At 48.2% G+C, this 25,553-nt stretch carries 17 protein-coding genes, 2 rRNA genes and 1 riboswitch (1 of these 20 running past the window's edge); of the genes, 6 read left to right on the forward strand and 13 right to left on the reverse strand.

Annotation, left to right across the window (positions count from 1 at the left end; genetic code table 11):
- Positions 1–58: 58 nt before the first annotated feature.
- Complete coding sequence (locus ACJJIQ_RS13610; protein ID WP_108734070.1) at positions 59–433, reverse strand: hypothetical protein; 375 nt, start codon at positions 431–433, stop codon at positions 59–61.
- A 368-nt stretch (positions 434–801) separates the two neighbouring features.
- Positions 802–2,781: an acetoacetate--CoA ligase gene (locus tag ACJJIQ_RS13615; protein WP_445362181.1), complete on the reverse strand. Its 1,980-nt coding sequence runs from the start codon at positions 2,779–2,781 to the stop codon at positions 802–804.
- 166 nt (positions 2,782–2,947) lie between these two features.
- On the opposite strand from ACJJIQ_RS13615, the gene ACJJIQ_RS13620 reads away from it, so the two are divergent.
- Positions 2,948–3,826 (forward strand): LysR family transcriptional regulator, encoded by an 879-nt coding sequence (locus ACJJIQ_RS13620; RefSeq protein WP_445362182.1) that lies wholly within the window; start codon positions 2,948–2,950, stop codon positions 3,824–3,826.
- 33 nt (positions 3,827–3,859) lie between these two features.
- Here ACJJIQ_RS13620 and ACJJIQ_RS13625 read toward each other — a convergent pair whose 3' ends face one another.
- Complete coding sequence (locus tag ACJJIQ_RS13625) at positions 3,860–4,333, reverse strand: Dps family protein (RefSeq protein ID WP_108734073.1); 474 nt, start codon at positions 4,331–4,333, stop codon at positions 3,860–3,862.
- A 288-nt stretch (positions 4,334–4,621) separates the two neighbouring features.
- Here ACJJIQ_RS13625 and ACJJIQ_RS13630 point away from each other — a divergent pair, with 288 nt between their 5' ends.
- On the forward strand, positions 4,622–5,749 hold the full coding sequence (locus ACJJIQ_RS13630; RefSeq protein ID WP_445362101.1) for an ISAs1 family transposase: 1,128 nt from the start codon (positions 4,622–4,624) through the stop codon (positions 5,747–5,749).
- Positions 5,750–5,834: 85 nt separating this feature from the next.
- Here the strand turns inward: ACJJIQ_RS13630 and ACJJIQ_RS13635 are convergent, their stop codons facing one another.
- The 6 genes from ACJJIQ_RS13635 to thiC form a co-directional block, all read right to left on the reverse strand.
- Positions 5,835–6,584 (reverse strand): HesA/MoeB/ThiF family protein, encoded by a 750-nt coding sequence (locus ACJJIQ_RS13635; RefSeq protein WP_444893139.1) that lies wholly within the window; start codon positions 6,582–6,584, stop codon positions 5,835–5,837.
- Positions 6,578–8,131, reverse strand: a complete 1,554-nt coding sequence (gene thiE, locus ACJJIQ_RS13640) for a thiamine phosphate synthase (RefSeq protein ID WP_445362183.1) — start codon at positions 8,129–8,131, stop codon at positions 6,578–6,580. The genes ACJJIQ_RS13635 and thiE overlap by 7 nt, the downstream gene beginning before the upstream one ends.
- Positions 8,132–8,138: 7 nt before the next feature.
- The gene (locus ACJJIQ_RS13645; RefSeq protein WP_445362184.1) at positions 8,139–8,945 is read right to left on the reverse strand and encodes a thiazole synthase; all 807 of its coding nucleotides are present in this window, start codon (positions 8,943–8,945) and stop codon (positions 8,139–8,141) included.
- Between the two features lie 2 nt (positions 8,946–8,947).
- On the reverse strand, positions 8,948–9,148 hold the full coding sequence (gene thiS, locus ACJJIQ_RS13650) for a sulfur carrier protein ThiS (protein ID WP_108734077.1): 201 nt from the start codon (positions 9,146–9,148) through the stop codon (positions 8,948–8,950).
- Positions 9,148–10,224, reverse strand: coding sequence for a glycine oxidase ThiO (gene thiO / locus ACJJIQ_RS13655; RefSeq protein WP_444925588.1), 1,077 nt, complete (start codon positions 10,222–10,224; stop codon positions 9,148–9,150). The genes thiS and thiO overlap by 1 nt, the downstream gene beginning before the upstream one ends.
- A 111-nt stretch (positions 10,225–10,335) precedes the next feature.
- Positions 10,336–12,246, reverse strand: a complete 1,911-nt coding sequence (gene thiC / locus ACJJIQ_RS13660; RefSeq protein ID WP_445362185.1) for a phosphomethylpyrimidine synthase ThiC — start codon at positions 12,244–12,246, stop codon at positions 10,336–10,338.
- Between the two features lie 85 nt (positions 12,247–12,331).
- Positions 12,332–12,430: riboswitch (TPP riboswitch) on the reverse strand.
- Between the two features lie 262 nt (positions 12,431–12,692).
- On the opposite strand from thiC, the gene ACJJIQ_RS13665 reads away from it, so the two are divergent.
- From ACJJIQ_RS13665 to ACJJIQ_RS13680, 4 genes are all read left to right on the forward strand, one after another.
- Positions 12,693–13,619, forward strand: coding sequence for an SGNH/GDSL hydrolase family protein (locus ACJJIQ_RS13665; RefSeq protein WP_445362186.1), 927 nt, complete (start codon positions 12,693–12,695; stop codon positions 13,617–13,619).
- Between the two features lie 815 nt (positions 13,620–14,434).
- A complete protein-coding gene (locus ACJJIQ_RS13670; RefSeq protein WP_445362187.1) occupies positions 14,435–15,385 on the forward strand; it encodes an SDR family oxidoreductase in 951 nt (316 codons plus the stop codon).
- 55 nt (positions 15,386–15,440) lie between these two features.
- A complete protein-coding gene (locus ACJJIQ_RS13675; protein ID WP_445362188.1) occupies positions 15,441–16,391 on the forward strand; it encodes an IS5 family transposase in 951 nt (316 codons plus the stop codon).
- 407 nt (positions 16,392–16,798) lie between these two features.
- Complete coding sequence (locus tag ACJJIQ_RS13680) at positions 16,799–17,584, forward strand: DUF3419 family protein (protein ID WP_445362189.1); 786 nt, start codon at positions 16,799–16,801, stop codon at positions 17,582–17,584.
- Positions 17,585–18,201: 617 nt separating this feature from the next.
- Here the strand turns inward: ACJJIQ_RS13680 and ACJJIQ_RS13685 are convergent.
- From ACJJIQ_RS13685 to ACJJIQ_RS13700, 4 genes are all read right to left on the reverse strand, one after another.
- The gene (locus ACJJIQ_RS13685; RefSeq protein WP_445362190.1) at positions 18,202–19,743 is read right to left on the reverse strand and encodes a thioredoxin domain-containing protein; all 1,542 of its coding nucleotides are present in this window, start codon (positions 19,741–19,743) and stop codon (positions 18,202–18,204) included.
- 435 nt (positions 19,744–20,178) lie between these two features.
- Positions 20,179–22,425, reverse strand: coding sequence for a hypothetical protein (locus tag ACJJIQ_RS13690; RefSeq protein WP_445358775.1), 2,247 nt, complete (start codon positions 22,423–22,425; stop codon positions 20,179–20,181).
- Positions 22,426–22,932: 507 nt separating this feature from the next.
- Positions 22,933–23,048: ribosomal RNA gene (gene rrf, locus ACJJIQ_RS13695) — 5S ribosomal RNA — on the reverse strand.
- A gap of 203 nt (positions 23,049–23,251) precedes the next feature.
- Positions 23,252–25,553: ribosomal RNA gene (locus ACJJIQ_RS13700) — 23S ribosomal RNA — on the reverse strand; it runs 580 nt beyond the window's last position.

Consider the following 25,553-nt stretch of genomic DNA (forward strand, 5'->3'; position numbering starts at 1 on the left):
TGGGATAATTAAATCGACTTATTGAGCAGCCAATAAGCCGATTCGGTTTTTGGGACTTCTATGGCTGAGTGCCTTGGCTGGGCATTAAGGGATTACAATCCTGGATAATCACCCGCCCTTCCAGAATATTTCCTTTGGAATACTCCGTGAAAATACACTGATTAGTCTTGGGGTTATAATTCTCGATCCACAAATTATCTTCTTTCCAGGTGGCGCCGATATGGCGGTACCCATCGGGCACAGAGATACGCATGACCCCGCCAAAACGCTTCACGAAAACCTGCTCATAGTGAAAGTAGTAGGCAAGCCAGCCGCCAACAAAGAAAACCGCAGCCACGATTGCGCCGATCTTAAGGCTGCCCAGGCGACTGCCGATAAAAAGAGAAGCAATAACCAAGGCAATCACCGCTGCCCAGTACAAATAAGTAACCATGACTGTTTTTCTACCGTAAATTATTGGTGTTTATAAAGTGAAGGGTAGCGCAGAACCGCAGCAAACTAAATGGCGCCGGGTTACGCTCCCTTACTCCTAAGGAGCCTCTGAATAACTCCGTAATGCCTCTGCGGGCCTTGAAGGTTGCAGATGTTAGGCGCAGCTCGCCGCGAATGGCCGTAGCCCTTTGCAAGAGCTGCAACGCAGCAGCTGTGGCCTTCAAGGCCCGCCCTTCGGGGCATGCAGAGCGATCCACACTCCGCGTTGCGACCTCTTGAAAGGTCTAGACATTCCTGCGAAGCCGCGCCTTGATTGTGAACCGCTCTGCATGCCAGAGGTATCACGGAGTGGTTCAGAGGCTCCCTAACTTACTCTTCTGCCAACTCCGGCAGCTTTTCAAATAGCGATAAGGCTTCAGGGTTGGCCAGGGCCTCCTTATTTTTAACCGGTTTACCCTCCACCACATTGCGCACAGCCAGTTCCACAATCTTACCGCTGATAGTTTTAGGAATATCCGCCACCTGGATCACCTTCGCCGGTACATGGCGAGGCGTGGTATTGGCGCGAATCGTGGAGCGGATTTTCTGGGCCAGATCCTCGTCCAGTACAACACCCTCTCGCAAAACCACAAACAGCACTACCCGTACATCGTCGTGCCAGGGCTGGCCGATACAGATACTATCTAGCACCTCCTCGACTTTCTCCACCTGGCGGTAAATCTCTGCGGTTCCGATACGCACACCGCCGGGATTAAGTACTGCATCGGAGCGGCCATAGATCACAACACCACCGTGTGCCGTAATCTCGGCATAGTCCCCATGCGCCCAAACACCAGGCCAATTTTCAAAATAAGCACCGCGGTACTTGGCTCCATCTGGATCGTTCCAGAAGCCAATCGGCATACAGGGGAAGGATTTGGAGCAAACCAGCTCCCCTTTAACTTCAACCACTGCACTGCCTGTATCATTCCAGACTTCCACCGCCATACCCAAGCCGCGACACTGCAATTCACCGGCATAGACCGGTAAAGTTGGGTTGCCAAGGGCAAAGCAAGACACAATATCGGTGCCGCCGGAAATAGAGGATAAGCAGATATCTGCTTTTATATCTCTGTAGACATAGCGGAAGCCTTCGTGGGCCAGCGGAGAGCCTGTGGAGAGCACCGCACGCAATTTCTCCAGTTTGTGGGTCTCCCGGGGTTTGCAGCCACTCTTCTCCAGCGCAGCAATATATTTGGCACTGGTGCCAAACACACTGATTCCCTCTTCATCGGTCATATCCCATAGACTTTGGGATGAAGGGTGGAAAGGTGAGCCATCAAACAGCACCAGAGTCGCCCCACAAGCCAGGCCACTCACCAGCCAGTTCCACATCATCCAGCCACAGGTGGTGAAGTAGAAAAGTGTATCCTCACGGCGCAGATCGCCATGCAAGCGATGCTCCTTCAGGTGCTGGAGCAAAGTGCCCCCCACTCCGTGGACGATGCACTTGGGTACACCAGTAGTACCTGAGGAGTACATGATGTACAGGGGGTGATTAAATTCGGTTTGTACAAAGGAGAGTTCGCGAGCGGGCGCCGCAGCTTCAAAAGCTTGCAGTAGTACCGCCTTACCCAGCGGCTCTGCCGCTAGTACCTGAGCAGTTTCCTCTTCTGAGCGAGCAACCGGCACCACTACCAAAGTTTCTATGGATTCGATTCGCTGCATGATCTCGCGCAGACGCGGCAATGAATCAATAACCTTGCCGTTATAGAAGTATCCTTCACAAGCAAATAGCACTTTCGGCTGCACCTGGCCAAAGCGGTCAAATACTCCATTGATACCAAAGTCTGGTGAGCAGGAGGTCCAGATAGCTCCGAGGCTGGTGGTGGCCAGCATGGCCACTACGGTATCGATCACATTGGGCATAAAGCCCGCTACCCGATCCCCCTCAACAACGCCCTGGGCAACGAGGGCCGCTGACAGGCGCTCCACCCGATCGTACAGCTCCTTGTAGCTCAGCTCGCGGCGGCTACCGTTCTCCAGGCGCTCGACCAGGGCAGCCTTGTCATCGCGATAACGCAGCAGGTTCTCAGCAAAGTTCAGGCGTGCCTGTGGAAACCACTGCGCACCGGGCATGGAATCGTTACTGAGTGTCTCATCACCCTTATCTGCAGCAATAACTCCGGTGTAATCCCACAACTCCCGCCAGAAAGCTTCGCGATTATCTACTGACCACTGGTATAAGGCCGCGTAATCATTGAGATCCAGCTGATATTGCTGGTTGACCCTGAGACGAAATTCATCCATCTGGGTGGCGGCAATAGCCTCTGCGCTGGGTTGCCAGAGCGGTTGGGAGTTGTCCTTCATTTCAACAGACCTTGTGGCTCATTATTGTGTTTTCGAATCGCCCTCTCGGGCACAAGGGGAGCAATCATGCCCTGCCCCACCACTTAAAACTATTTTAATCTTTTTTAGATTTGTTAAATAAAAGTTAACATAGCCAAATCTATCAACTCCCCAGGAATCTGCCGCTGTGAGTGCCACGATCAAACAACTACGCGCCTTTGTCACAGTGGCCCGCAGCCGCAGTCTGGCCCAGGCCAGTGCTCAATTGCACACTTCCCAGCCAGCCCTGTCCATTGCCATCCGCAATCTGGAGGATGCGACTGGCGGCCCTCTTTTCAGTCGAGAAGCCCGCCAACTCACTCTCACCCCAGAGGGTGAGGAATTCCTCTCCCGCGCCGAACAACTATTGTACAACTGGGATCAATCCCTGGATGCGGTACAGCAGGCCTTTCGCCTGGAACGTGGGCAGTTGCGCTTGGCAGTAATTCCCGCCTATGCGCTCAACCAACTCCCCCAATTATTAGCCAATTTTCACCGCCAACACCCACAAATCAATATCCTGTTGGAAGATGTGGTGATGGAACGAGTAACCCAAGCGGTGCAGGAGGGCCGGGCGGAGCTGGGCATCAGTTTTCGTCCCGAGGATCTAGGCGGGCTTGAATTTGTACCCCTACACAGGGATCGTTTTATCGCAGTCATGCCACCCCAGCACCCCCTCAGCGAAAAAGGAAAAGTGCGCTGGAGTGACTTGGCCAGCTTTCCATTTATTGCAATGAATCGCGGCTCAGCGGTGAGGCGCTGGACCGATGAGGCCTTCGGGCAAAGTGGCAAAGGCGTTCACTATATCTGCGAAGCTAATCAATTAAGCACAATCGGCCAGTTAGTACGTACGGGAATAGGCATTAGTGCAGTACCGAGCTTGTGCGAAACACAGGTTCGGGAATATGGGCTGGAATACCTGCCGCTATCGGCGCCAGTAGTGAGTCAGGAGGTGGGGATATTATTAAAGAGCCGAGGCACCTTGTCGGCACCAGCAACCGCGTTTTTATCCGCGATTACTGGTTGAGGTCTATAAAAGTGCCTCTACTTATTTGAGCGACTAGTGACTGCTGGTTGCGCGCAGCATCCAAGCTGTTTTCTCGTGAACTCTCATACGATCAGATACCAAAGCAACTGTGGACTCATCTTCTCCTGCCTGGGCATCTTTTAAAACTTCACGACAGGTTTTGATCACCTGCTCATGCCCTTTAGTGAGAATTTTTACCATTTCTTCCGCCGGTGGTACCTCAACAACTTCTTTGATGGAGCTGAGTTGAGCAAAAGCCTGGTAAGTACCGGGAGCGGAAACCCCGAGGGTACGAATGCGCTCGGCAATATCATCCACCGCAGTGGCCAGCTCGGTGTAATGCTCTTCAAACATCAGGTGTAATTCGCGGAACAGAGGCCCAGTAACATTCCAGTGGAAGTTGTGGGTTTGCAGGTAAAGGGTGTAGCTATCTGCCAACAAATGTTTCAAACCGGCAGCAATTTTTTCCCGATCCTTTTCACTGATACCAATATCGATTTTTTTCATAATACAAATCCCTCTTCCAAAAACTGTTGTCACCGAAATGGTTATAAGGCCATTTTGGTACCTTTATTCACTTCTCACAAGCTATCGAGCCAATAGCTTATTTATATAGACAAGTAAGATTTATAAGGTACAAAAATGGCGTGAATTTTAACCCGGCTATTGGAAGAAAATTTTGCGACAAGACATTGCCAATAAGGCAGGGCTGTCCCATATAAATCGGTGTAAAAACGAACAAAATAGACCTAGAATAGCTATCTTTTTTGATAAATAGAGTGTTTTTCAGACAAAATGGATAGCGTTAGCCTTTTACATCACTTTGACGACATGGAAGATCCTCGAGTTGATCGGCACAAGCTGCACGCCCTGCCCGATATTTTACTTATCATGTTTTGCGGTGTTATTTGTGGTGCTGAAAGCTGTAGAGATTTTGTCGATTTCGCAGAATCTAAGATAGATTACCTAAAACGATTCACCCCGCTAAATAGCGGAATACCCTCAAAAAACACTTTTAGCCGTGTTATTTCAAGCTTAGACCCCGAACAATTTAAGCGCTGCTTTCTGCAGTGGGTCCAAGGTATTCAGCAAGAACTCGGTAACGTGATTGCGATCGATGGCAAGACGCTAAGGCGCAGCTTCGATCAGGCCAGTAAACGATCTCCTATACATATGGTGAGTGCTTTTGCGTCCGAGGCGCGACTTGTCCTTGCTCAGCAAAAGGTAGAAGAAAAGTCGAATGAGATTACGGCCATACCGAAGTTACTGGAGATTCTTGATCTTAATGGTGCGATTATTACGCTTGACGCCATGGGCTGCCAGAAAACGATCACTCAGAAAATTATCGAACGAGGCGGCGATTATGTGATTGCTGTGAAGGGCAACCAGGACAAACTGCACCAGCAAATTACCACGCATTTTAATAATTTGTTCGATATGCAGCACCACAAGCATGTCGATACTGATTGTGTGGAAGAGGTGAGCCGAGGCCGAATAGAATCCAGAAAATGTCTCTCTACTAACAGTATTGATTGGCTCGAAGGTAAAGAGCAATGGCACGGTCTAAGAAGTGTTATCGCAGTCCAGGCGAAACGAACTGTAGATGGGCGAACTAGTTGCGAAACGCGCTACTATATCAGTAGTTTAGAGCCGTGCTCAGCAGAACTCAATCATATTATTCGCTCTCACTGGGGTGTTGAAAACTCGTTACACTGGATTTTAGATGTGGTTTTTCGTGAGGATGATAGTCGCTTCAGATCAGGAAATGCACCAGAAAACATGGCGATCTTGAGGCATTCGGCACTCAATCAGTTGCAAGCGGCAAAGCCCAGCTTTAAAAAAGACATGAGCATTAAAAGGCTTCGGAAAAAGGCTGGCTGGGATAATGAAACCTTGGACAAGATAATTACAGCCACCATTTAGACTGATTTATATGGGACAGCCCTGGCCAATAAGGGACTCTCCAAATAAAACTATTTATCAAGCCCCAGGCTGAAAACACAAGAAGTCAGGCACTACAAACCGGGCAATTGCTATGGCTCGGCAGCTGCAAAGTTTGCAGAGCTAAGGTTTCCGTCTCGATTAAGTGCAATTTATTCAAGCTTGATACCGGCAAATCCATCAGGTATTTCATGGCCTCCAGAGCCTGCATGCTACCAACCACACCCAGCGCCGGACCGATCACACCTGCTGTAGAGCAGTTCTGGACTTCAGCCTGCTCCTGGGGCGGAAACAGGCAGGCATAACAGGGGCCGTTTCCTTCAGAAAAATCAAAACTAATCAGCTGGCCGGAAAACCCCTGCACCGATGCCATTACTACCGGACACCCTGCCTGATAACAAACCCGGTTGATCGTATGGCGGATTTCCAGGTTATCGGTGCAGTCCAACACCAGATCCACCTGTTTTACCTGCTCACGCAGCCAGGATTCATTCGCCATTTGGCTGTGGGGGTGAATGCGAATAGTTGGATTGGCTGCAGCCAATTGTTGTGCAGCCACCATGGCTTTGGATTTTCCCTGGTGATTGGTTTTGTACAAAACCTGGCGCTGTAAATTGGAGAGATCGATATGATCACCATCCACCAGGTGCAACTCTCCAATACCGGCTGCGGCCAGATACATCGCTGCCGGGCTGCCGAGCCCACCTAAGCCAACAATCAGAATTCGCGCAGAAGACAGTTTTTTCTGCCCCTCTTCACCCACTTGGGGCAACATTATCTGGCGACTGTAACGCTGTAATTCCTTACTACTTAACATGGCTCTACTTCCGCATGCTTACCTTTCAACAGGACATTAAAATCGGCAACCGTCTGCTTGTAATCTTTTGCTTTAGTAATAGCGCTGACCACGGCGATACTGCCAACGCCACTAGCGATAACCTCACTGGCCCTTTGCATATTAATACCACCAATTGCCACGAGTGGATAATCGGGCAATAGCGCGGCCATTCGCGCAAGTTTCTGCACGCCCTGCAACTGATCCGACATATCCTTGGTGTTGGTCGCATAAATTGCACCAATGGCCAAGTAGCTGGGGCGATAACGGTAGGCCAACAGTAATTCATAGAAGCCGTGGGTACTGATACCCAGCTTCAATCCTGCCGCTTGAATTGCCCTCAGATCAGCAGACTGCAAATCCTCCTGGCCCAAATGCACGCCGTAGGCGCCGCACTCAATCGCCAACTGCCAGTAATCATTGATAAACAGGCGCAGGTTATACGTCCTGCCAATAGCCACTGCCCTCTCAATCTGTGCGCGCAGGTCCCCACCCGGATTCTTTACTCGCAGCTGTAAAGTACGCACCCCCAGCTCAGCCAGGCGCTGCAACCACTCCACTGTATCCACAACCGGATATAAACCCAATGCATGAGAGTCTGTTTGGGCAAACCCTTGAACAAGAGGCTGGGCCGCACCAAAGCCATAATCCAGCGCACGCTCTTCTCCCGGTACCAAAATCTCCGGGAAGTCGATTAAATCCAGGGGCCAGCCACAGTGGCCTACAGGTCCAGCACCAGCGCCGATATGTGCATTATTTCCCCAGCGCAAGCCCCGCTGTACATAGGCTTTACCCACAACGCAGGCATCTCGCAACGGGTAGCCCAAAGCGCGACAAGCGGCAATAGCGGAGGACAGGGTGCAGCCAGTGCCATGTGTGCCTGTACTGGACACTTCCCGGCCAATAAACCAATCGACCTTTTCACCATCCCACAGTAAGTCGGAAACTTCTCCCGCACGCAATTGCGTATGGCCGCCGGTAACCAAAATTGCGGTACCGCCGTGGGCGTGCAACTGACGCGCAGCTTGCACAATAGATTCCGCACCCGTGACACTGGCTCCGGTAAGCCATTCCAATTCATGTAAATTGGGAGTGACCAGATCACACTGTGGCATCAACTGAGCCAACACCGTTGCGGTAATATTCCCTTCGGTGAGCCCGGCTCCGTTGGTAGCAACAGCAACCGGGTCGTAAATAACCGGAACCGGCTGCACCGCTTGCAGCTGGCGCAGGAAATCTGCCACCGCAACCACTTGTTCAGCATTCGCTAGCAGACCGATTTTAATTGCGGCAGGAAATAGATCCCGCTGTAAAGCCTGTAACTGAGAACCCAAGACCTCTAGGGAAACTGCATTAATTGCAGTTACTTCCACCGTATTCTGTGCTGTATTGGCCGTGATAGCACTGCAACCATGGCAGCCGAGGTCGGCAAAAGTCAGCAGGTCCGCCTGAATGCCGGCGCCACCGCCGGAGTCACTGCCGGCAATGGTCCAGACAATTGGCTTTTTCAATTGGAGTTGATCGCGCATAAAAATACTAATCCTGCAATATGCTCTCTGCCTGCTGCCAGAAAGGCATATCCAGGGTGGGGGTGCTGGGGCTGGCAGTTTGACGCCTGAGCATCAAGCCGGCATTAAAGGCGGCGCGCCCGGATTCCACAGCCAGTTTAAAAGCATTAGCCATCAGTACCGGAGCCTGGGCTTTTGCAATCGCGGTATTCAATAACACCGCATCAAAGCCCATCTCCAGTGCTTCTGTCGCCTGTGATGGCGCACCGATTCCGGCGTCAATAATAAGCGGTACATCACTCAGGCGCTCGCGCAGTGTTTGCAGGTTATATTTATTGAGCAGTCCCTGCCCGGTACCGATGGGAGCCCCCCAGGGCATTAATACCTCGCAACCCACATCCAATAGTTTTCGACACAGCACCAGGTCATCTGTGCAATAAGGCAAAACCTTGAAGCCTAACTGAATTAATTCTCGCGCAGCTTCTACCAGACCAAAGGGGTCTGGCTGCAAATTGTAATCATCACCAATCACTTCCAGCTTGAGCCAATCGGTCTGGAAAATTTCCTGGGACATTTTTGCCAGCTCCACCGCTTCTCGCGGCGATTTACAACCGGCGGTATTAGGCAACAACTGACAACCGGACTCGCGAATATAATCCCAAAATCGATTGTCCTGCTGCTGTGCCGGATTTTGCCGGCGAAGAGACAAAGTAATAATTTCCGAAGCTGAGGCTTGCACGGATTCGCGCATAATCGCTGGGGAGGGATACAGGGCGGTGCCCACCAAAAGCCGGCTGTTAAATGTTTTTCCGTAAAGTGTTAATAGATCGCTCACCTTTACCCCCCCACTACCGGAGCAACAATATCCAGGCTATCGCCGTTATTTATCTGTGTATTGCTATATTCCGTACGGGGAATAAATCCACCGTTGATCGCAACGGCAAATGTTTCTCCGCGATAGCCGAGCTGCTGTAAAAGCGCAGAGAGTTTTAGCGGGGATTCAAGGCTCTGTGTTTCCCCATTAATTAGTACCTGCATCAAACCACCTGTAACAGTTGTTGTGCCACTTGATTCTCCACTTGCTCCACTACTGCCGGCGCTAAAAGATAACCGTGACGGTAAAGGCCATTCACCCTAATCAGCCCATCCTCGCTGTGGATATAAGGCATATTATCCATAGTGGCGGGGCGACAATTTACGCGGGTCTCAACAATACGAGCCTCGGCAAAAGCCGGGTTGAGGGAGTAAAGCGCGGAAGACAATTCCATACTGGAGCGCACGGAAATGGGCGACTGGTCTTCGCTCTCAATTTCCGTAGCACCAATTACTGTGCGCCCATCGCTGCGTGGTACAGCGTAGAGCTTATAGCGCGGGTGGAGCAGTCGCACTGGACGCTGCAAAACCACTTCCCGGGATTCCACCACCATCACCTCACCACGGACACCGCGTAAGCCTTCAATCTGCCCCTTGGCACCGAGACCACGGCAGTCGATCACGCAATCAAATTGTTCGCACTCCGAGTTCACAGAGATATACCCGGCTTCGCAATTTACCTTGCTTTGCTCTCGCAGAGTGACTGCACCTCGGCGCAATACGCTGAGTAACGCGGGCAGTAGGCGGTGATTATTGATATCCGCCTCACCTCGTAAGTAAAGCCCCTGTTCAAAGCCGTGTAAGGAGGGCTCTAATTTCGCTAAAGTATTGCAATCGAGGGGCTGCACCTGCCCCCTGGCAGACTCGCCCAACTTGCCCTGCAGCTCCCGCAGGAATTGCAGCAGCTCACTTTTATCCTTGCCGTGAGCAACCAGGACTGAGCCCGCTCGGCGGTATTCCACGTTCCGCCCGCTCTGCTCCTCCAGCTGCCGAGCCCACTCAGACCAAATCTCAAGGCTTTTCAGCCCCAGGTTGTAAACCTGTTTATCGCTGTGCACCAATTCCGATAGTGGTGAGATCATTCCCGCTGCCGTCCAGCAAGCTCCCCCGACTGGTGCCGACAGATCACCCGCTTCAAACAGGGTAATATCCAGTTCCCGTTGGCAGAGCCGCCAGGCGAGCAAGCGACCTAACAGGCCGCCACCGGCAATAGCTACTTTGGCTTTGGTTTCGCTTGTCACAGACCACCTATCTTCGCAAATCCAAATCGACACCCAGCGATATGCGCTATGCACTCGCCGTACTTTTGCTATCCGATTCTTGGGGGAGAGGACTCTCCCCCAAAATACTCATCAGCCCTTGTGATAAATCTCGCTACCCATGTCCTTAAATTTAATCGACATTTCCTCCATGCCCTGTGCCGCTTCCTGCTTGGCCGCATAATCGCGCACATCCTGGGTGATTTTCATGGAGCAGAATTTCGGGCCGCACATGGAGCAGAAGTGAGCTACCTTGCCGGATTCCTTTGGCAAGGTTTCATCGTGATAGGTGCGTGCCCGCTCCGGATCCAAGCCGAGGTTGAACTGATCTTCCCAACGGAATTCAAAGCGGGCTTTTGACAGGGCGTCATCGCGCTTCTGTGCCCGCGGATGCCCTTTGGCCAAGTCTGCGGCATGAGCCGCAATCTTATATGCCATAAGGCCCTCTTTAACATCCTCTTTATTGGGTAGACCCAGGTGCTCTTTGGGGGTCACATAGCAGAGCATGGCGCAACCGTAGGTGCCGATAAGTGCAGCGCCGATGCCGGAAGTAATGTGGTCGTAGCCGGGAGCAATATCCGTGGTCAATGGACCCAGAGTGTAGAAAGGTGCGCCGTGGCAGTGCTTCAGCTGCTCATCCATATTTTCTTTGATCTTATGGATAGCCACATGACCGGGGCCTTCGATCATCGTCTGAACATCGTGCTTCCAGGCAATTTCAGTCAGCTCGCCAAGCGTGTGCAGCTCGCCAAACTGGGCTTCATCGTTAGCATCCGCAATGGAGCCCGGGCGCAGGCCATCACCGAGACTAAAGCTCACATCGTAAGCCTTCATAATCTCGCAGATTTCCTCGAAGTGGGTGTAGAGGAAATTCTCTTGGTGATGGGCGAGACACCATTTGGCCATAATGGAACCACCGCGAGAGACAATCCCGGTCATACGTTTGGCAGTGAGCGGCACATAGCGCAAAAGCACGCCAGCATGAATAGTGAAGTAATCCACCCCCTGCTCCGCCTGCTCAATCAAGGTGTCGCGGAACACATCCCAGTTAAGATCTTCAGCAATTCCGTTTACTTTCTCCAGCGCCTGGTAAATCGGCACAGTACCGATGGGCACTGGCGAGTTTCGCAGAATCCACTCGCGGGTTTCGTGGATATTGGCACCGGTAGACAGATCCATCACCGTGTCCGCGCCCCACTTGGTAGACCAAACCAGTTTCTCCACTTCCTCTTCAATGGAAGAAGTCACAGCAGAATTACCAATATTTGCATTCACCTTGCACAGGAAGTTGCGCCCGATAATCATCGGCTCCACTTCCGGGTGATTAATATTCGCCGGGATAATTGCCCGCCCTTCTGCAACTTCCCGGCGCACAAATTCCGGCGTGATTTGCTCGGGGATGTAAATACCATCACGTGCCTTCTGGTATTCACTTTCACTCATTTCCGCTGCCAACTTGGCTCGCCCCATATTTTCGCGCACTGCGATAAATTCCATCTCTGGGGTAATAATGCCGCGGCGGGCATAGTGCATCTGAGATACATTCTGTCCCGGTTTGGCCCGGCGAGGGCTGGGAAGGTTTTCAAAGCGGATATGATCCAGCCCCTGGTCCGCCATACGCTTCTGGCTGTAGGCCGCTTGGCGAGAGTCCAGCAGTTCAGTATCTCTGCGGGCCTCTATCCAGCCCTGGCGCAATTTGGGCAACCCTTCCCGTACGTCCACTTTAAAATTGGGCTCGGAATAGGGGCCCGAAGTGTCGTAAATGGTTAGGGGCTCATTGGGTTCAAACACCGGATTCTCTGCATTCCCCCCTACCAAACTATCTCCCAAACAGATCTGACGAGCACCAACCTGAATGTCGGGAGTTTCACCGGGCAAATACACCTTGCTCGAGTTGGGGAAAGATTGAACCGTGAGATTTTCAAGAAATTCTTTAGCGGAATCGCGACTGGTAGCGCGGGAGGACTTTCCGGCTTTACCGGATTGTTCAATGATCTCAGACATGCGTAACCTTAAAACTTGGAAATTTAAAGGTCGCAGCATCCAGGGCACATACAAAGAGAAAAGACGCCAAACTGTAACAAAACAGGCGACTTCAGATCTTGTTCCCTACGCGGGGGTTACCCCGATCAGGTTCAACGGATCTCGCAACAGCGATCTCAGCCCACAGGCACTCCGACAAGTAGAGCGCAGTATAGTGGAAGCATCAGAAGAAGAACAGATGGCATAAAACTGTTCCAGAAAAAGTAGAGCTTTGAAACGCCAATACAGTAATCAATGCTCTTGGCGACAAAACTCCAACAGACTTCAATTTATTGATAACTGACCAAAGGGTCTCAAGCATTCATCACTCACAATATCTGAGTGCGTCCTACACTCCTTCTCGTTTACCGGAGCAGTGAAAAAAATGATAACAACTTACGGCGAAAGTCGGTGTGGGAGAAAATATAATGTTGAATAAATATGGAGTTCTAGTAACGCTCTGTTTGAGCATCTTGTCGATACAGCCAGCAATGGCAGCCCCCTCCAAGTCTGTTGCTGCGGGTGACAGTATTACCATGGCATTCGGTGCAGACTGTACCCGCAATAAGTATTTCTGGGACCTGTTTTGTCTTCTCGGCGGGGACCAACCCGAGCATTCCTGGTTTGACGGCGACGACAATTCAGTGGAGAGTGTTCACGATAAATATAAAGTTAACTACCCCAATATGGCTGCCAATAAAAGCGCAGCGGAATCCGGTGCTGAGATGCGTAGTGGAGGCGACAATTTCTCCACTCAAGCCGATCGGATTCTATCCCAGACTAATTTACCTGATCATGTCGAGGTAGTATTGGGCGGTAATGACATCTGTAACCGGGAATGCGTCGATCCAGCCAACTGTAATGATCCCCTCTACACCGATAGCGAGTGGCGCTCGGCAGTTCAAGCTGGACTGGACAAATTAGTCGATGGACTCCCTAACGGCTCTACGATAGTACTCGGCTCAGTACCGCGAGTACACGATCTCCGGGCAGCGGGTCTGGATAAGCAAAGCGGTAATTCCCGCGTAGATTGCGAGAGTGTCTGGTCGACTTTCGGAATCTGCCGAATTGCAACAAATGGCGGCTCGATGAATGGAGAGAGCTTTGCCACTCGTTATAACGGAATAGCCACAGCCCAACAACGTTATAACGAAATCCTTGTTGAGGAAGCAGAAAGTTACAACGGTATGAATGGGGTAGAAGTTGTTGCTGAATATACCGGTGAGGATGAGTTAAATGCCGGGACTTTTCAGTTTAATAAAGATGATATTGATGGTGGAGACTGTTTCCACCCAAGCATTCAAGGACAAAATATTGTCGCTGACCTACTGTGGCAAGGAAATCCGGATAAATAAGTAACTTTTACTGCTCGGTAAATTCAGGGCCCGCAATAAAGTACCGCGGGCCCTAATCAATTCACTTACCTAAATCCTCATCAAAGTAACCACTCTCTTCAACCACATACTGCAATCTATGCGGCAAACCCTTTCTCATAAAGGCGACATCAATTACTTTTCCACTGGTAAGAGCACTCCAAAGCTCATTCCGGTCACAAGAGGAAATAGCCCCTTAAGCTACTTAAGAGCGATCTCGTAAAACCAATTTATTCGTATTTTACTAGCTCGCACATACTATAACCTCGACAAATCACTAAGGCCATAATGGACCTAGAAGATTATTTATCCAAGTTGAACAAGTAAAAAATCAGTTTAGAAAAAATTTCCTATACAATATATACAAGCCTTCCACAAACAATTGGGACAAAAAATTAATGAACTCAAGGCTCAAGGAGAAGTATCTGAATTATTCTTGATCTCGACTACTGGGACAAATGGATATGCAGTCAATATATGAACGATTTACTCAGGTCTACTATAATTATTCAACGATACCCAACTGAAACTCTATAATTTGAGTTAGTGGTACAACTATCACGATGGATAATCACGTCGTGTTACATCTACCGCTCGATACTATTTCCTAATTTTACCTACAGCCTATTAACCCCTGAAACCGGATGAGCAATTTCGCTACTTTAGCAACTGGCGCCCTTATGAAAAAATCTATTTTAGTACACCTTTTGTATTTTTTAATGAAAAAAGCAGTAAAAAAAATAACTTTCTGGAAGAGCAATACTCCTTAGCTTACAGAAAAATCCCACTTCAATCTCATGACTGATTCGCATGATTTAACAAATCAAGATCAATATATTTTAAAACGATTTTCTATACTAAAAGAATCAAAAAGAATACAGCTTATTGTCGGTGGCTTTGGCTTTATAGGCCAATACTTGACGTGGGGATTATTAAGGAAAGGCTTCAATGTTGTTTTGATTGCTCGAAGTGATATCCACAATCGACTTGAACAACTCAAGCAAAAAAATAGCGCTGTCAATCCTATTTATAAGCTCACAGAGAATGACTTCAATCGGCTTACAATCATATCAGGTGACTTGAACAAACCCAGCTTGGGGCTGTCTTCTACACCTTACAGCCAGTTATGCTCCTTAAACATTGACTCCATATGGAATTGTGCAGCAGATATGCGTTACAGCTTTAGCAATTTGCAGCAAAGCATGAATACTAACGTCAATGGTGTAAAGCGACTCATTGACATCGCGGTAACAACCAAATGTCGACTAAATCAAATATCGACTAGCTTTATTGGTGGTAAAGACTACGCCAACGGGGAGACAATCGAGGAGACCCTCTATCAGCCAAAAGAGTTTTTCAACGCCTATGATTACACTAAAAATATGGCAGAGAACTTAATCGCGGCATCCAAAAACCTACAGTATACGATTTACAGGCCTACGATTGTTTTAGGTGACTCAGTGACCGGTTATACAAATTCCCAGTCAGGCTACTATGAATATGTGAAGCTGCTAAATCGATTAACAGAAAAGAATGTAAAACTACCTATTCATTTAAAGTATCTTTCAGGTCGACCCATTAACATTATCCCTGTAGATATTTGTTGCGATGCAATATTAAACATCTCAGACAACCAAGAAACCACAATAAATCAATGTTTTAACATTGCAGATTCCAAGCCAATGACAATCGATGATTTCGTTCAGTTTAATCGGTTTTACTTTAATCTAGACCTAAGGAACCTCTGAATAATTCCGAGCCAGTTTGGTAGTATTCAGTTATCCGTCAAGACTACGATAGATTATGCACCAAGTCACCTTTGCCGAAGCAGAATATAAGCTAAAGCGCCGTATAACTCGCCGAGAGAAGTTTCTTTCTCAAATGGAAGCCCTCATCCCATGGCAGCGACTAGAGGCTCAGATCACTCCTTGCTATCCACAAGGCAAACGTGGCCGACAGCCATATCCATTAAGTGTCATGCTCCGTATTCATTGCATGCAGCTATTTTATAATCTCAGTGATCCCGCTATGGAGGATGCACTGTATGAAATTGAATCCATGCGTAGTTTTGCTGGATTGACTTTGAGCGGCCCAATTCCCGATGAAACAACGATTCTTAACTTTCGCCACTTATTGGAGCTCAATCAGATTGGTGCAGCGCTTTTTGATGAAATCAACAAGCATCTTGCTGAGAATGGCATGGTACTGCGTGAAGGCACGATTGTAGATGCCACTATTATCTCTGCGCCAACTTCAACTAAGAATAAAAAGAAAGAACGTGATCCAGAAATGCATCAAACAAAGAAAGGCAATCAGTGGCACTTTGGAATGAAGATGCATATCGGGGTTGATGATGTGCTCGGAGTAATACATAGCGTAGATACAACAGCAGCGAATTCGCATGATGTCACAGCCACAGAGCGAGTCCTCCATGGGGAGGAAGGAAGAGTCTGGGGTGACTCTGGGTACATTGGTGCGGAGAAGCGAGAAGAGTTGAAGGAGCGGGAGGTGGATTGGTACATAGCAATGAAGCCGAGCAAGCTGAAAACTCTTCCTGGGCGTGATGCACTCCGTAAGGCGGAAAAGATCAAGGCGCAGATAAGAGCGAAGGTTGAGCACCCCTTTCGCTACATTAAACGGGTATTTGGTTATGACAAGGTCCGCTATCGGGGACTGTTAAAAAATACTGAGCGGCTGTGCTTGCTAGCAGGCTTTACCAACTTACTAATAGGGAGAAAATATTTAGCCACCTAGGGGTGGTTCGCCTGAAACCCGCCTATTTAGGGTTTCAGATGAAAAATTAGCGGGCTATTACGCGAAAATTACGCGCTTGAGCGTAATAAAGTGAATTTTTCAAGCAGTTCAGCTTAATTCTAGAAAAATGCTTCGTTGATCAGAGGGTCCCTAAGACAGCTTCAAGATGATTACACAGCATTAAATAATTTGTCCGAATTGGAGAAGCGCCTACTTAAGATCATTAATAGAATGCAAAACGGTCCCTTTTTGAACAGTGACTTTAGATTTTGCAGTAAAAATAGCCAAAGAATATTAGGTCACCCTGTACAAAACCAATGGCGTAATAGCAATAGTTACCTAACCATGATTGTGGACTACTTTTTAAACCGAACAAGTTATTGAAACAACCCCCAGCCAAACATACCATGAATAACCCCAATGATATATTACAATCCACTTACGCAAACAGAATCAGTTACTCCGGCCCAAATGAAGACTCCAGATCCGAATTAAAAGCCTTAAATATAAATAAAAATGACAATATTTTATGTGTTACTGGCGGAGGGGATCGCGTATTAAGCCTCTTGTTAGGCAAACCTAAGAAAATAACTGCAATCGATCTAAACCCCTGCCAAAATTACCTCTTAGAACTCAAAAAAGCCGGGATACAGGAGTTAAATTATGAGGATTTCCTGAAATTTACAGGAATTCTTCCATGCAACAAAAGGTTGCATTTTTACAACAAAATAAAACACCATCTCTCAAAAGAAGCGGAATCATTTTGGAGAGAAAATACAAAAACAATCAAGAGGGGACCTATCTTCGAAGGAGCCTTTGAGAAGCACTTTAAATTGATTAGCACCATCATTAAAACTATTCGCCCAAGCAAGATAAGAACGTTAGTCACATTCAAGAACATTGAAGAGCAACGTAAATTTGTTGAGCAAAAATGGAATACCCCAGCCTGGAAACATTTTTTGCACTTTCTAACCAGCGAGTCTGTCTTCAGGCTCTTCCTGAAAGACCCCGGATTCTACCAGTATGTTCCTCAACAAGTATCGATTCCCGAGTATTTGATAAGCAGGATGGATCACTCCCTAATGAATCACCTGATCCTTGAAAATTTCTTTATGACTTTCTTATTGACGGGAAAATATAACCCAGAACATGGACTACCTTTATATTTAGAGAAAAAAATTATCCAGCAATAAAGGATGCATTAAATAACTCCATCATAGAAACAGTAACATCACCACTAGAAACATATTTAGATCGACTAGAAACCAAGATTGACAAATTTTCGATTTCTGACGTTTCCGCTTATCTCAACGAAGAAAACTTCATTTCCCTACTAAACTCAATACACTCAACTGGCAATGAAAACTGTATATTATGTATGCGCCACTTTATCACAAAGAGAAGAATTCCCGATCTTTTTAAAAGTAAGTTTATATTTGATCCGGTCTTAGAAGAAGAGCTGGGCAATAGTGATATGTCTTTTGTTTATAGTTTTAACGTTGGCGTAAAATGCACCAACTAACTTTTCTCACTATTTCAACCATCATCACCAATGTTTCACTATTACACAAATTGAGTTAGCAACTGCTTTTAGACTACCCTTCTGAAATTTAAGCCTGCAACATTGATAAACTAGGCAGCTTTTTAATTGAATGGTTCTTTTAACATCAAAGCCCCCAAAATAAACACTCCAACTTGCCGGACAAGGGGGTATTGGCCTTGCGGAACTGTTTTTAACAACTGTCCTGCTAGCTACGTTATCACCATTTATACAAACCTAGTGATGACCAACGTCCCCTCGTATAACTGGCTATTTTGACTTTTCTTCAAAGTAGCCAAGCTCTTCAACCACATACTGTAATCGGTGCGGCAAACCTTTCCTCATAAAAGCTACATCTATTACCTTTCCACTGGCAAGGGCACTCCACAACCCATTTTGACCACTGTGAACCCAACTATCGTTGACTCTCAATAGTACATCATTATCCTCAAATCCCAACGCAGTAAAAAATTCATTGCCAGCCACACCCTCCAGACGTATCAAATGGTGCCCTTCAACTTTTAATTCCGCCTTGGTAAACTTGGCCTCTAAGGACTCCCGCTGCTCAAGATGTTTCGATAGCCACTCTTGTCCAAGAGTCAACACTCCCGCTGGCTCAATTAATTTTTTTCCTTCCTCACCATGAGGCTGTTCAATACGCTGGCGCAGTTCCTCAGTGTGCTGACGAAAATAAGTTAAAGACACCGTATTACCTTCCTCGCCTTGAAGCAATAAACGCTCCAGTGTGCCCTGATTGTTAATAACAGCATAGTTACCCTCCAAACGCCTTAAGGAAACATCTTTGAGAAGTGGCTGTCCCAAGGAATAATATCGAGCCTTCTGCCCCTCTACTTCTACTAGAGCTTTAGACTTGTTTTCTATACTCGATTCACTAATACCCACTAGAGCAAGAGGAAGATTCGTTACGGGAAGTCTATTTTTACCATTTCTCTGTTGCTCCCAGGTATGCTTTTGTTTTTGATCTATATTAAGTTTCGCCAACTCCCTTTCTACCCAATAAGAATACTGCTCAAAGGATCGCTTCCCCTTTAAGTAAAGTCCATTGATAAAAACCACCGGTACGTTTTTGAGCCCCAGCTGTAAAGCTGTTTCTTGATCCTTGAGGACTAGCGCCCTGTAACTTTCATCCTCTACACAATTTGCAAAGTAAGCGCTATCAACTGACAAGTGCTTGGCCGTCTGAATGTATGCGTTATCTCCTAAATTTGGGGTTCTTGCATAAAGAGCATCGTGGTACTCCCAGAAAGTATCTTGATCCCCAGCACATCGAGCGGAAACAGCCGCACTAACGCCCTCGCGGTGAAACTTTAAGGGAAAATCAAAATTAACCTGTCGCACCCAACCAGGATATTCACTTAGTAACTGCCTCAGTACAGGCTGGAAAGACTTACAGTGAGGGGACTGAAAAGAACAAAAAACGGCTACTGTTACAGGCGCTTCAGGATTACCGCGTACAGCCCTGTTCTCATAGGAGAGCTCGATGCGCGGCGGCTTAGGAACAGGCAGAAGAATTTCAACATCTGTACCAGCCCCTGAGGTTTCAGAAATAAATTCATGAAGCTTATTCAGGCGCAGCTTGTGTTCCATCTCCGCGATATCGTACAAAACAAACTGAAGATCTCTGTCCAGTTCTTGTACAGTAACTTCCCTCCCTCCTATTCTCGCAGCGACAGCATGCTGATCAGCTACCCTACCCCCTGCAATCGCTTTCGTGTCCTCGGCGCAACCATTAATTACACCCAAACTCCCGGAAACCATTAAAATTATTAAAATGCGTCCTAGCCCATTCACTGGCAATTCTCCTTTTACCGGTTTTGACCAATCTTACCGCCCAATTCTCAATTCAGCCTCTTACATCGAGGCTTGTCGCTGCTGCAATCACAAAATGGGAACTAGACATGCTTTTTGGCACCAGAGCCAACAATCTAGAGGTAGGAGAAGCAATTACTTCCCACTGAGAAGGAAGAAAGTTGGGAGAAAGAGTGAGTGAGGATGCTCTAGAAAGACGCCACATGCACCCATGAAGTAAAGCTATCCATTACGCTTCCCAAGTCCGGCATGGCCCAACGAGACCTATACTGAGCTAGTCGCAAGATTCATTATCACATTTCCTGCTTACTAAGGTTAAAGAAAACTAATTTGTGGCAAATCTCAATTTTGCCCCTCCGAAATGAAACCGGGCCGCTATTGCGGCCCGGTAGATATCAAAGTCGTGGTCACGCCACCTTATTCACATCGAGAATCATCTGGCGAGTTAACACACAGGTCGTAGGCGCATGAGAATTGAAAGCGGCTACTTGCGCCAGCGCCCGAACTGCCTTCTTGCGCTGGAACATTAACCGTAACCTTTACGAAATCAGCCCCCTCTGGTACGGCGCCATTAGGGGCATTCACGGTGATGTCAACTATGCTAGGCCCTTGGGCGCTAGTATTTCCAACTGCCCAGGCCTCAGGCCACACTTCGCAATAATCCGATTCAATATTAACCGTCGTCCCCAGAGGTAAGCGGCCGTTGTAAATATCAGAAAGATAGAAATTTACTGTTCCAGTTTCATCGCTAGAAATATCGATATGAGGCTGATCAAGGAAATCACCAGCAGCGGTTTCAAATATCCCGTATGGCTGATCTCCCGAAACCAGGAGCTCTACCTGCTTACGTACATGAATCAGCTCTTTAGAGCAACTTCCATCTGCCTCTGCCTCATCTGAACAGAGAACACCATTGTAAATGCCATTACCCTGATCGTAGACTCCATTATTGTTCAAATCAGCAGGCCAGTCTTCATCGCCAGCCACCTCGGGGCAATCTGGGTAGCAACTACCAACGTTGCCAGAGTTCCCGAACTCTCCATCTTCATTGTGGTCCAAAAATGCCTCTGGTAAATCGGTAAAGTCTTCGCCAGTATCAAAGCGTCCATTACCGTTGGCATCAGTAAAAGTTTCTTGCCCAAACGCATATGCGAGAATTGTTGAGCGAGCTCCATACGGCTGCCCTAAAGACACCGGGCATGGAGCACCCAAAAACCCAGTTTCGGGGCAGATCGTGTTATTAATGGTTCGAACCGAATGGGTTTGACCGTCAACACCAACAAATGTATAGGACTCGGGCTTGCGGGGGTCCTGACTAGTCCAATCTACTGAGCAGTTGCCATCAATCGTGGTGCAAGATCCAGTTATACGTCCATACTCTGTTGTAAAAGTAATTGCAGTTCCATCGGGAACCTTATTATTAAAGGCATCACCAGCGTAAACAGTAATTGTTGAGGTTGCGCCGTTAAAGGTATCGCCACCTGGGTTTAAAACAGTAGCAGCCACATCAAAAGAATTTTGGTCAGGGATACCTACAGAGACCACCAACTCATCAGATACGGTGGATGCAACCTCCTCCCCATCGACGGTTATGGAGGCTACTACTGAAACCGGCGTCGCCACAGTACCAGAAGAAACCAGTGCCGTTACTTCACCATCCGCATTAGTCGTACCGGAATCGTTAGTAAGAGTTGCATCACCTACTTCTGTGGACAAAGCAAAATTAACTTCAACTCCACTTATTGGCAGGTCATCCATGCTTAAAACCTGAAAAAGCAGCGTTGATGTTTCCTTACCGCCAGTACCTTTAATAGAGATTATCCTAGGATCTGCGCCTACAAACTCAATAGAGCCAACCTCTGCAGCCTTCACATCAAGCTTTCCGCTAGCCGATATGCTCGGATAATTCACTAATGCTGCCGTAATACTATCCTCACCCTCACAGCCCGCAGCCGTATATGTTGAGGTAGCCTTACCTTCTATAGTCGTAACCGGGGAGTCAAGGGTTGCAACAGCTGGTAGACTCAAACTGCAATTGCTTGAGAATTCCACTTCCATTCGCTTCGAGTAGAGGTCGCCATCAGGACCTTGTACGTAGACGCTAACAGGCGTGGTGCCTCTAGAGGATAAATTCTGGACAGTAATATCCAGCTCACCAGTTACAAACTGCTGATTGCCATCTAAATAACCCAATTGCAATTCGGGCTCTTGAACTGTGAATGTGAGCGGCGAGTAAGGGTTCTGATCCGTACTGGTGCTATCATAGGTTACAATAACTTCTCCAGCACTCCCTACTTCCTGCCCTTCAACATCCAACTCTAAAGTTGCAACGCCACTGTCATTAGTCGTCACAACTCCACTACTAGGGGTCAACTCACCTAAAGTTGTTGTGACTGTAATATTGTCAGAAGCAACAGGATCTCCATTGTCAAGCTTGACCGTAACTTGGACAAGCACCGGCTCTTCTGGATTTGGATTTTGGAGAATCTCACCAGTTTCTAAGTCATGCAGCTCGACATCAATGCTATAAGAGACTGGTTCCGGCGTGGTACCGCCATCATCACCGCCGGCACTACCGCCGCCGCCGCAAGCGGTCAGTGAAACAGCAACGGTCATCAATAGAAGCCATCGCAAAATTGATTGGTACAGCGTAAGAATGTGCATCTAAATTTCCTTCAATATTTTTAGCGCCCAGCGGCGGTAGCCATCATCTCTCAATCGGGTATTTATATTTTTTCCCGATACGGCTTAATGCGTCTTTAGCCATCGTCGACTACTCACCCAAGCCAGAAGTCAACTTTTGCACCTATGGTATCTAGCGCAAGAGTTGCTCAAAAAAGCATCACCTCAGTGAGCAAGAAGAGGCAACGGGCGACTATCCAGAATCAATGGAATAAAATCAAGTTTTTTACATCCATCTTGCACCATTGTTCTATAAAAAATTGACCGCTAAGAAATTAATGTGATTTATAAATTTTTTCCTTGAATTTTCTTGATACAAGTCAGAGCTTTTAGATTGTTAATCAGATATTGAACGTGCCGAGATCTACGTTGTATAGCGAGCAAAACTCAGCATGTTGGGGCGGGGCTTTTCTATTTTCTTTATTTTTTGAAATATTTTTCAGCCATAAAAAAAGGGCCACCCTGTTGGGTGGCCCTTTCGGATTAGAAGCCTGACGATGACCTACTCTCACATGGGGAAGCCCCACACTACCATCGGCGATGTTGCGTTTCACTTCTGAGTTCGGCAAGGGATCAGGTGGTTCCACAACTCTATTGTCGTCAGGCAAACTGGCTTGGGTTGGCGGTGGTCTTATAAGCGATGTGCTTGGCCTGCCGTGTTATCGCTGTTTGCCTCGGTCATGTTGTTGACCGGCGATAACCCCAAATAAGTCGGTAAAACAATCTGTAGTAATACACCGCAAGCGATCGTATGTCTCTAACTCACAATCCGCTAGCTTAGCTAGTCGTTAGTAACCATCTCTGTTGTATGGTCAAGCCGCACGGGCAATTAGTACTGGTTAGCTCAACGCCTCACAACGCTTCCACACCCAGCCTATCAACGTGGTAGTCTTCCACGGCCCTTCAGGAGGCTCAAGGCCTCAGGGAGATCTTATCTTGAAGGAGGCTTCCCGCTTAGATGCTTTCAGCGGTTATCCCGTCCGAACATAGCTACCCGGCAATGCCACTGGCGTGACAACCGGAACACCAGAGGTTCGTTCACTCCGGTCCTCTCGTACTAGGAGCAACTCTTCTCAAATCTCCAACGCCCACGGCAGATAGGGACCGAACTGTCTCACGACGTTCTAAACCCAGCTCGCGTACCACTTTAAATGGCGAACAGCCATACCCTTGGGACCGGCTTCAGCCCCAGGATGTGATGAGCCGACATCGAGGTGCCAAACACCGCCGTCGATGTGAACTCTTGGGCGGTATCAGCCTGTTATCCCCGGAGTACCTTTTATCCGTTGAGCGATGGCCCTTCCATACAGAACCACCGGATCACTATGACCTACTTTCGTACCTGCTCGACATGTCTGTCTCGCAGTCAAGCGCACTTATACCATTATGCTCATTGCATGATTTCCGACCATGCTGAGTGCACCTTCGTACTCCTCCGTTACTCTTTGGGAGGAGACCGCCCCAGTCAAACTACCCACCATACACTGTCCTCGATCCGGATAACGGACCAGAGTTAGAACCTCAAACATACCAGGGTGGTATTTCAAGGACGGCTCCACAACAACTAGCGTCGCTGCTTCAAAGCCTCCCACCTATCCTACACAAATAGGCTCAAAGTTCAGTGCAAAGCTGTAGTAAAGGTTCACGGGGTCTTTCCGTCTAGCCGCGGGTACACTGCATCTTAACAGCGATTTCAATTTCACTGAGTCTCTGGTGGAGACAGCGTGGCCATCGTTACGCCATTCGTGCAGGTCGGAACTTACCCGACAAGGAATTTCGCTACCTTAGGACCGTTATAGTTACGGCCGCCGTTTACCGGGGCTTCGATCAAGAGCTTCGCCGAAGCTAACCCCATCAATTAACCTTCCGGCACCGGGCAGGCGTCACACCCTATACGTCCTCTTACGAGTTTGCAGAGTGCTATGTTTTTAATAAACAGTCGCAGCCACCTGGTCACTTCGACCGGCCTCAGCTTAGGGAGCAAGTCCCATCACCAAAACCGGCGTACCTTCTCCCGAAGTTACGGTACCATTTTGCCTAGTTCCTTCACCAGAGTTCTCTCAAGCGCCTTGGTATTCTCTACCTGACCACCTGTGTCGGTTTAGAGTACGATTCACTATTACCTGAAGCTTAGAAGTTTTTCCTGGAAGCAGGGCATCAACCACTTCACCCACTAAGTGGGCTTCGTCATCAGTTCTCAGCCTTAGGGACCCGGATTTGCCTAAGTCCCCAGCCTACAACCTTAAACATGGACAACCAATCGCCATGCCGGCCTAGCCTTCTCCGTCACTCCGTCGCAGTAATAGCGAGTACAGGAATATTAACCTGTTTCCCATCGACTACGGCTTTCGCCCTCGCCTTAGGGGTCGACTAACCCTGTCCCGATTAGCGTTGGACAGGAACCCTTGGTCTTCCGGCGGGGAGGTTTTTCACCTCCCTTATCGTTACTCATGTCAGCATTCGCACTTGTGATACCTCCAGCAGACCTCCCGATCCACCTTCAACGGCTTACACAACGCTCCTCTACCATGCTCCTAAGAGCATCCGCAGCTTCGGTTATCAGTTTGAGCCCCGGTATATCTTCCGCGCAGGCCGACTCGACTAGTGAGCTATTACGCTTTCTTTAAAGGATGGCTGCTTCTAAGCCAACCTCCTAGCTGTCTGGGCCTTCCCACATCGTTTCCCACTTAACTGATATTTGGGACCTTAGCTGGCGGTCTGGGTTGTTTCCCTTTCCACGACGGACGTTAGCACCCGCCGTGTGTCTCCCGCGATTGCACTCCTCGGTATTCGGAGTTTGCATGGGGTTGGTAAGTCGGGATGACCCCCTAGCCCAAACAGTGCTCTACCCCCGAGGGTGAGACGCGAGGCGCTACCTAAATAGCTTTCGAGGAGAACCAGCTATCTCCCGGCTTGATTAGCCTTTCACTCCGATCCACAGGTCATCCCCTAATTTTTCAACATTAGTGGGTTCGGTCCTCCAGTTGATGTTACTCAACCTTCAACCTGCCCATGGATAGATCGCCGGGTTTCGGGTCTATTGCCTGCAACTAAACGCCCTATTAAGACTCGATTTCTCTACGGCTCCCCTAAGCGGTTAACCTTGCTAC

This window comes from Microbulbifer maximicatervae (SeqCode), from assembly GCF_052468295.1.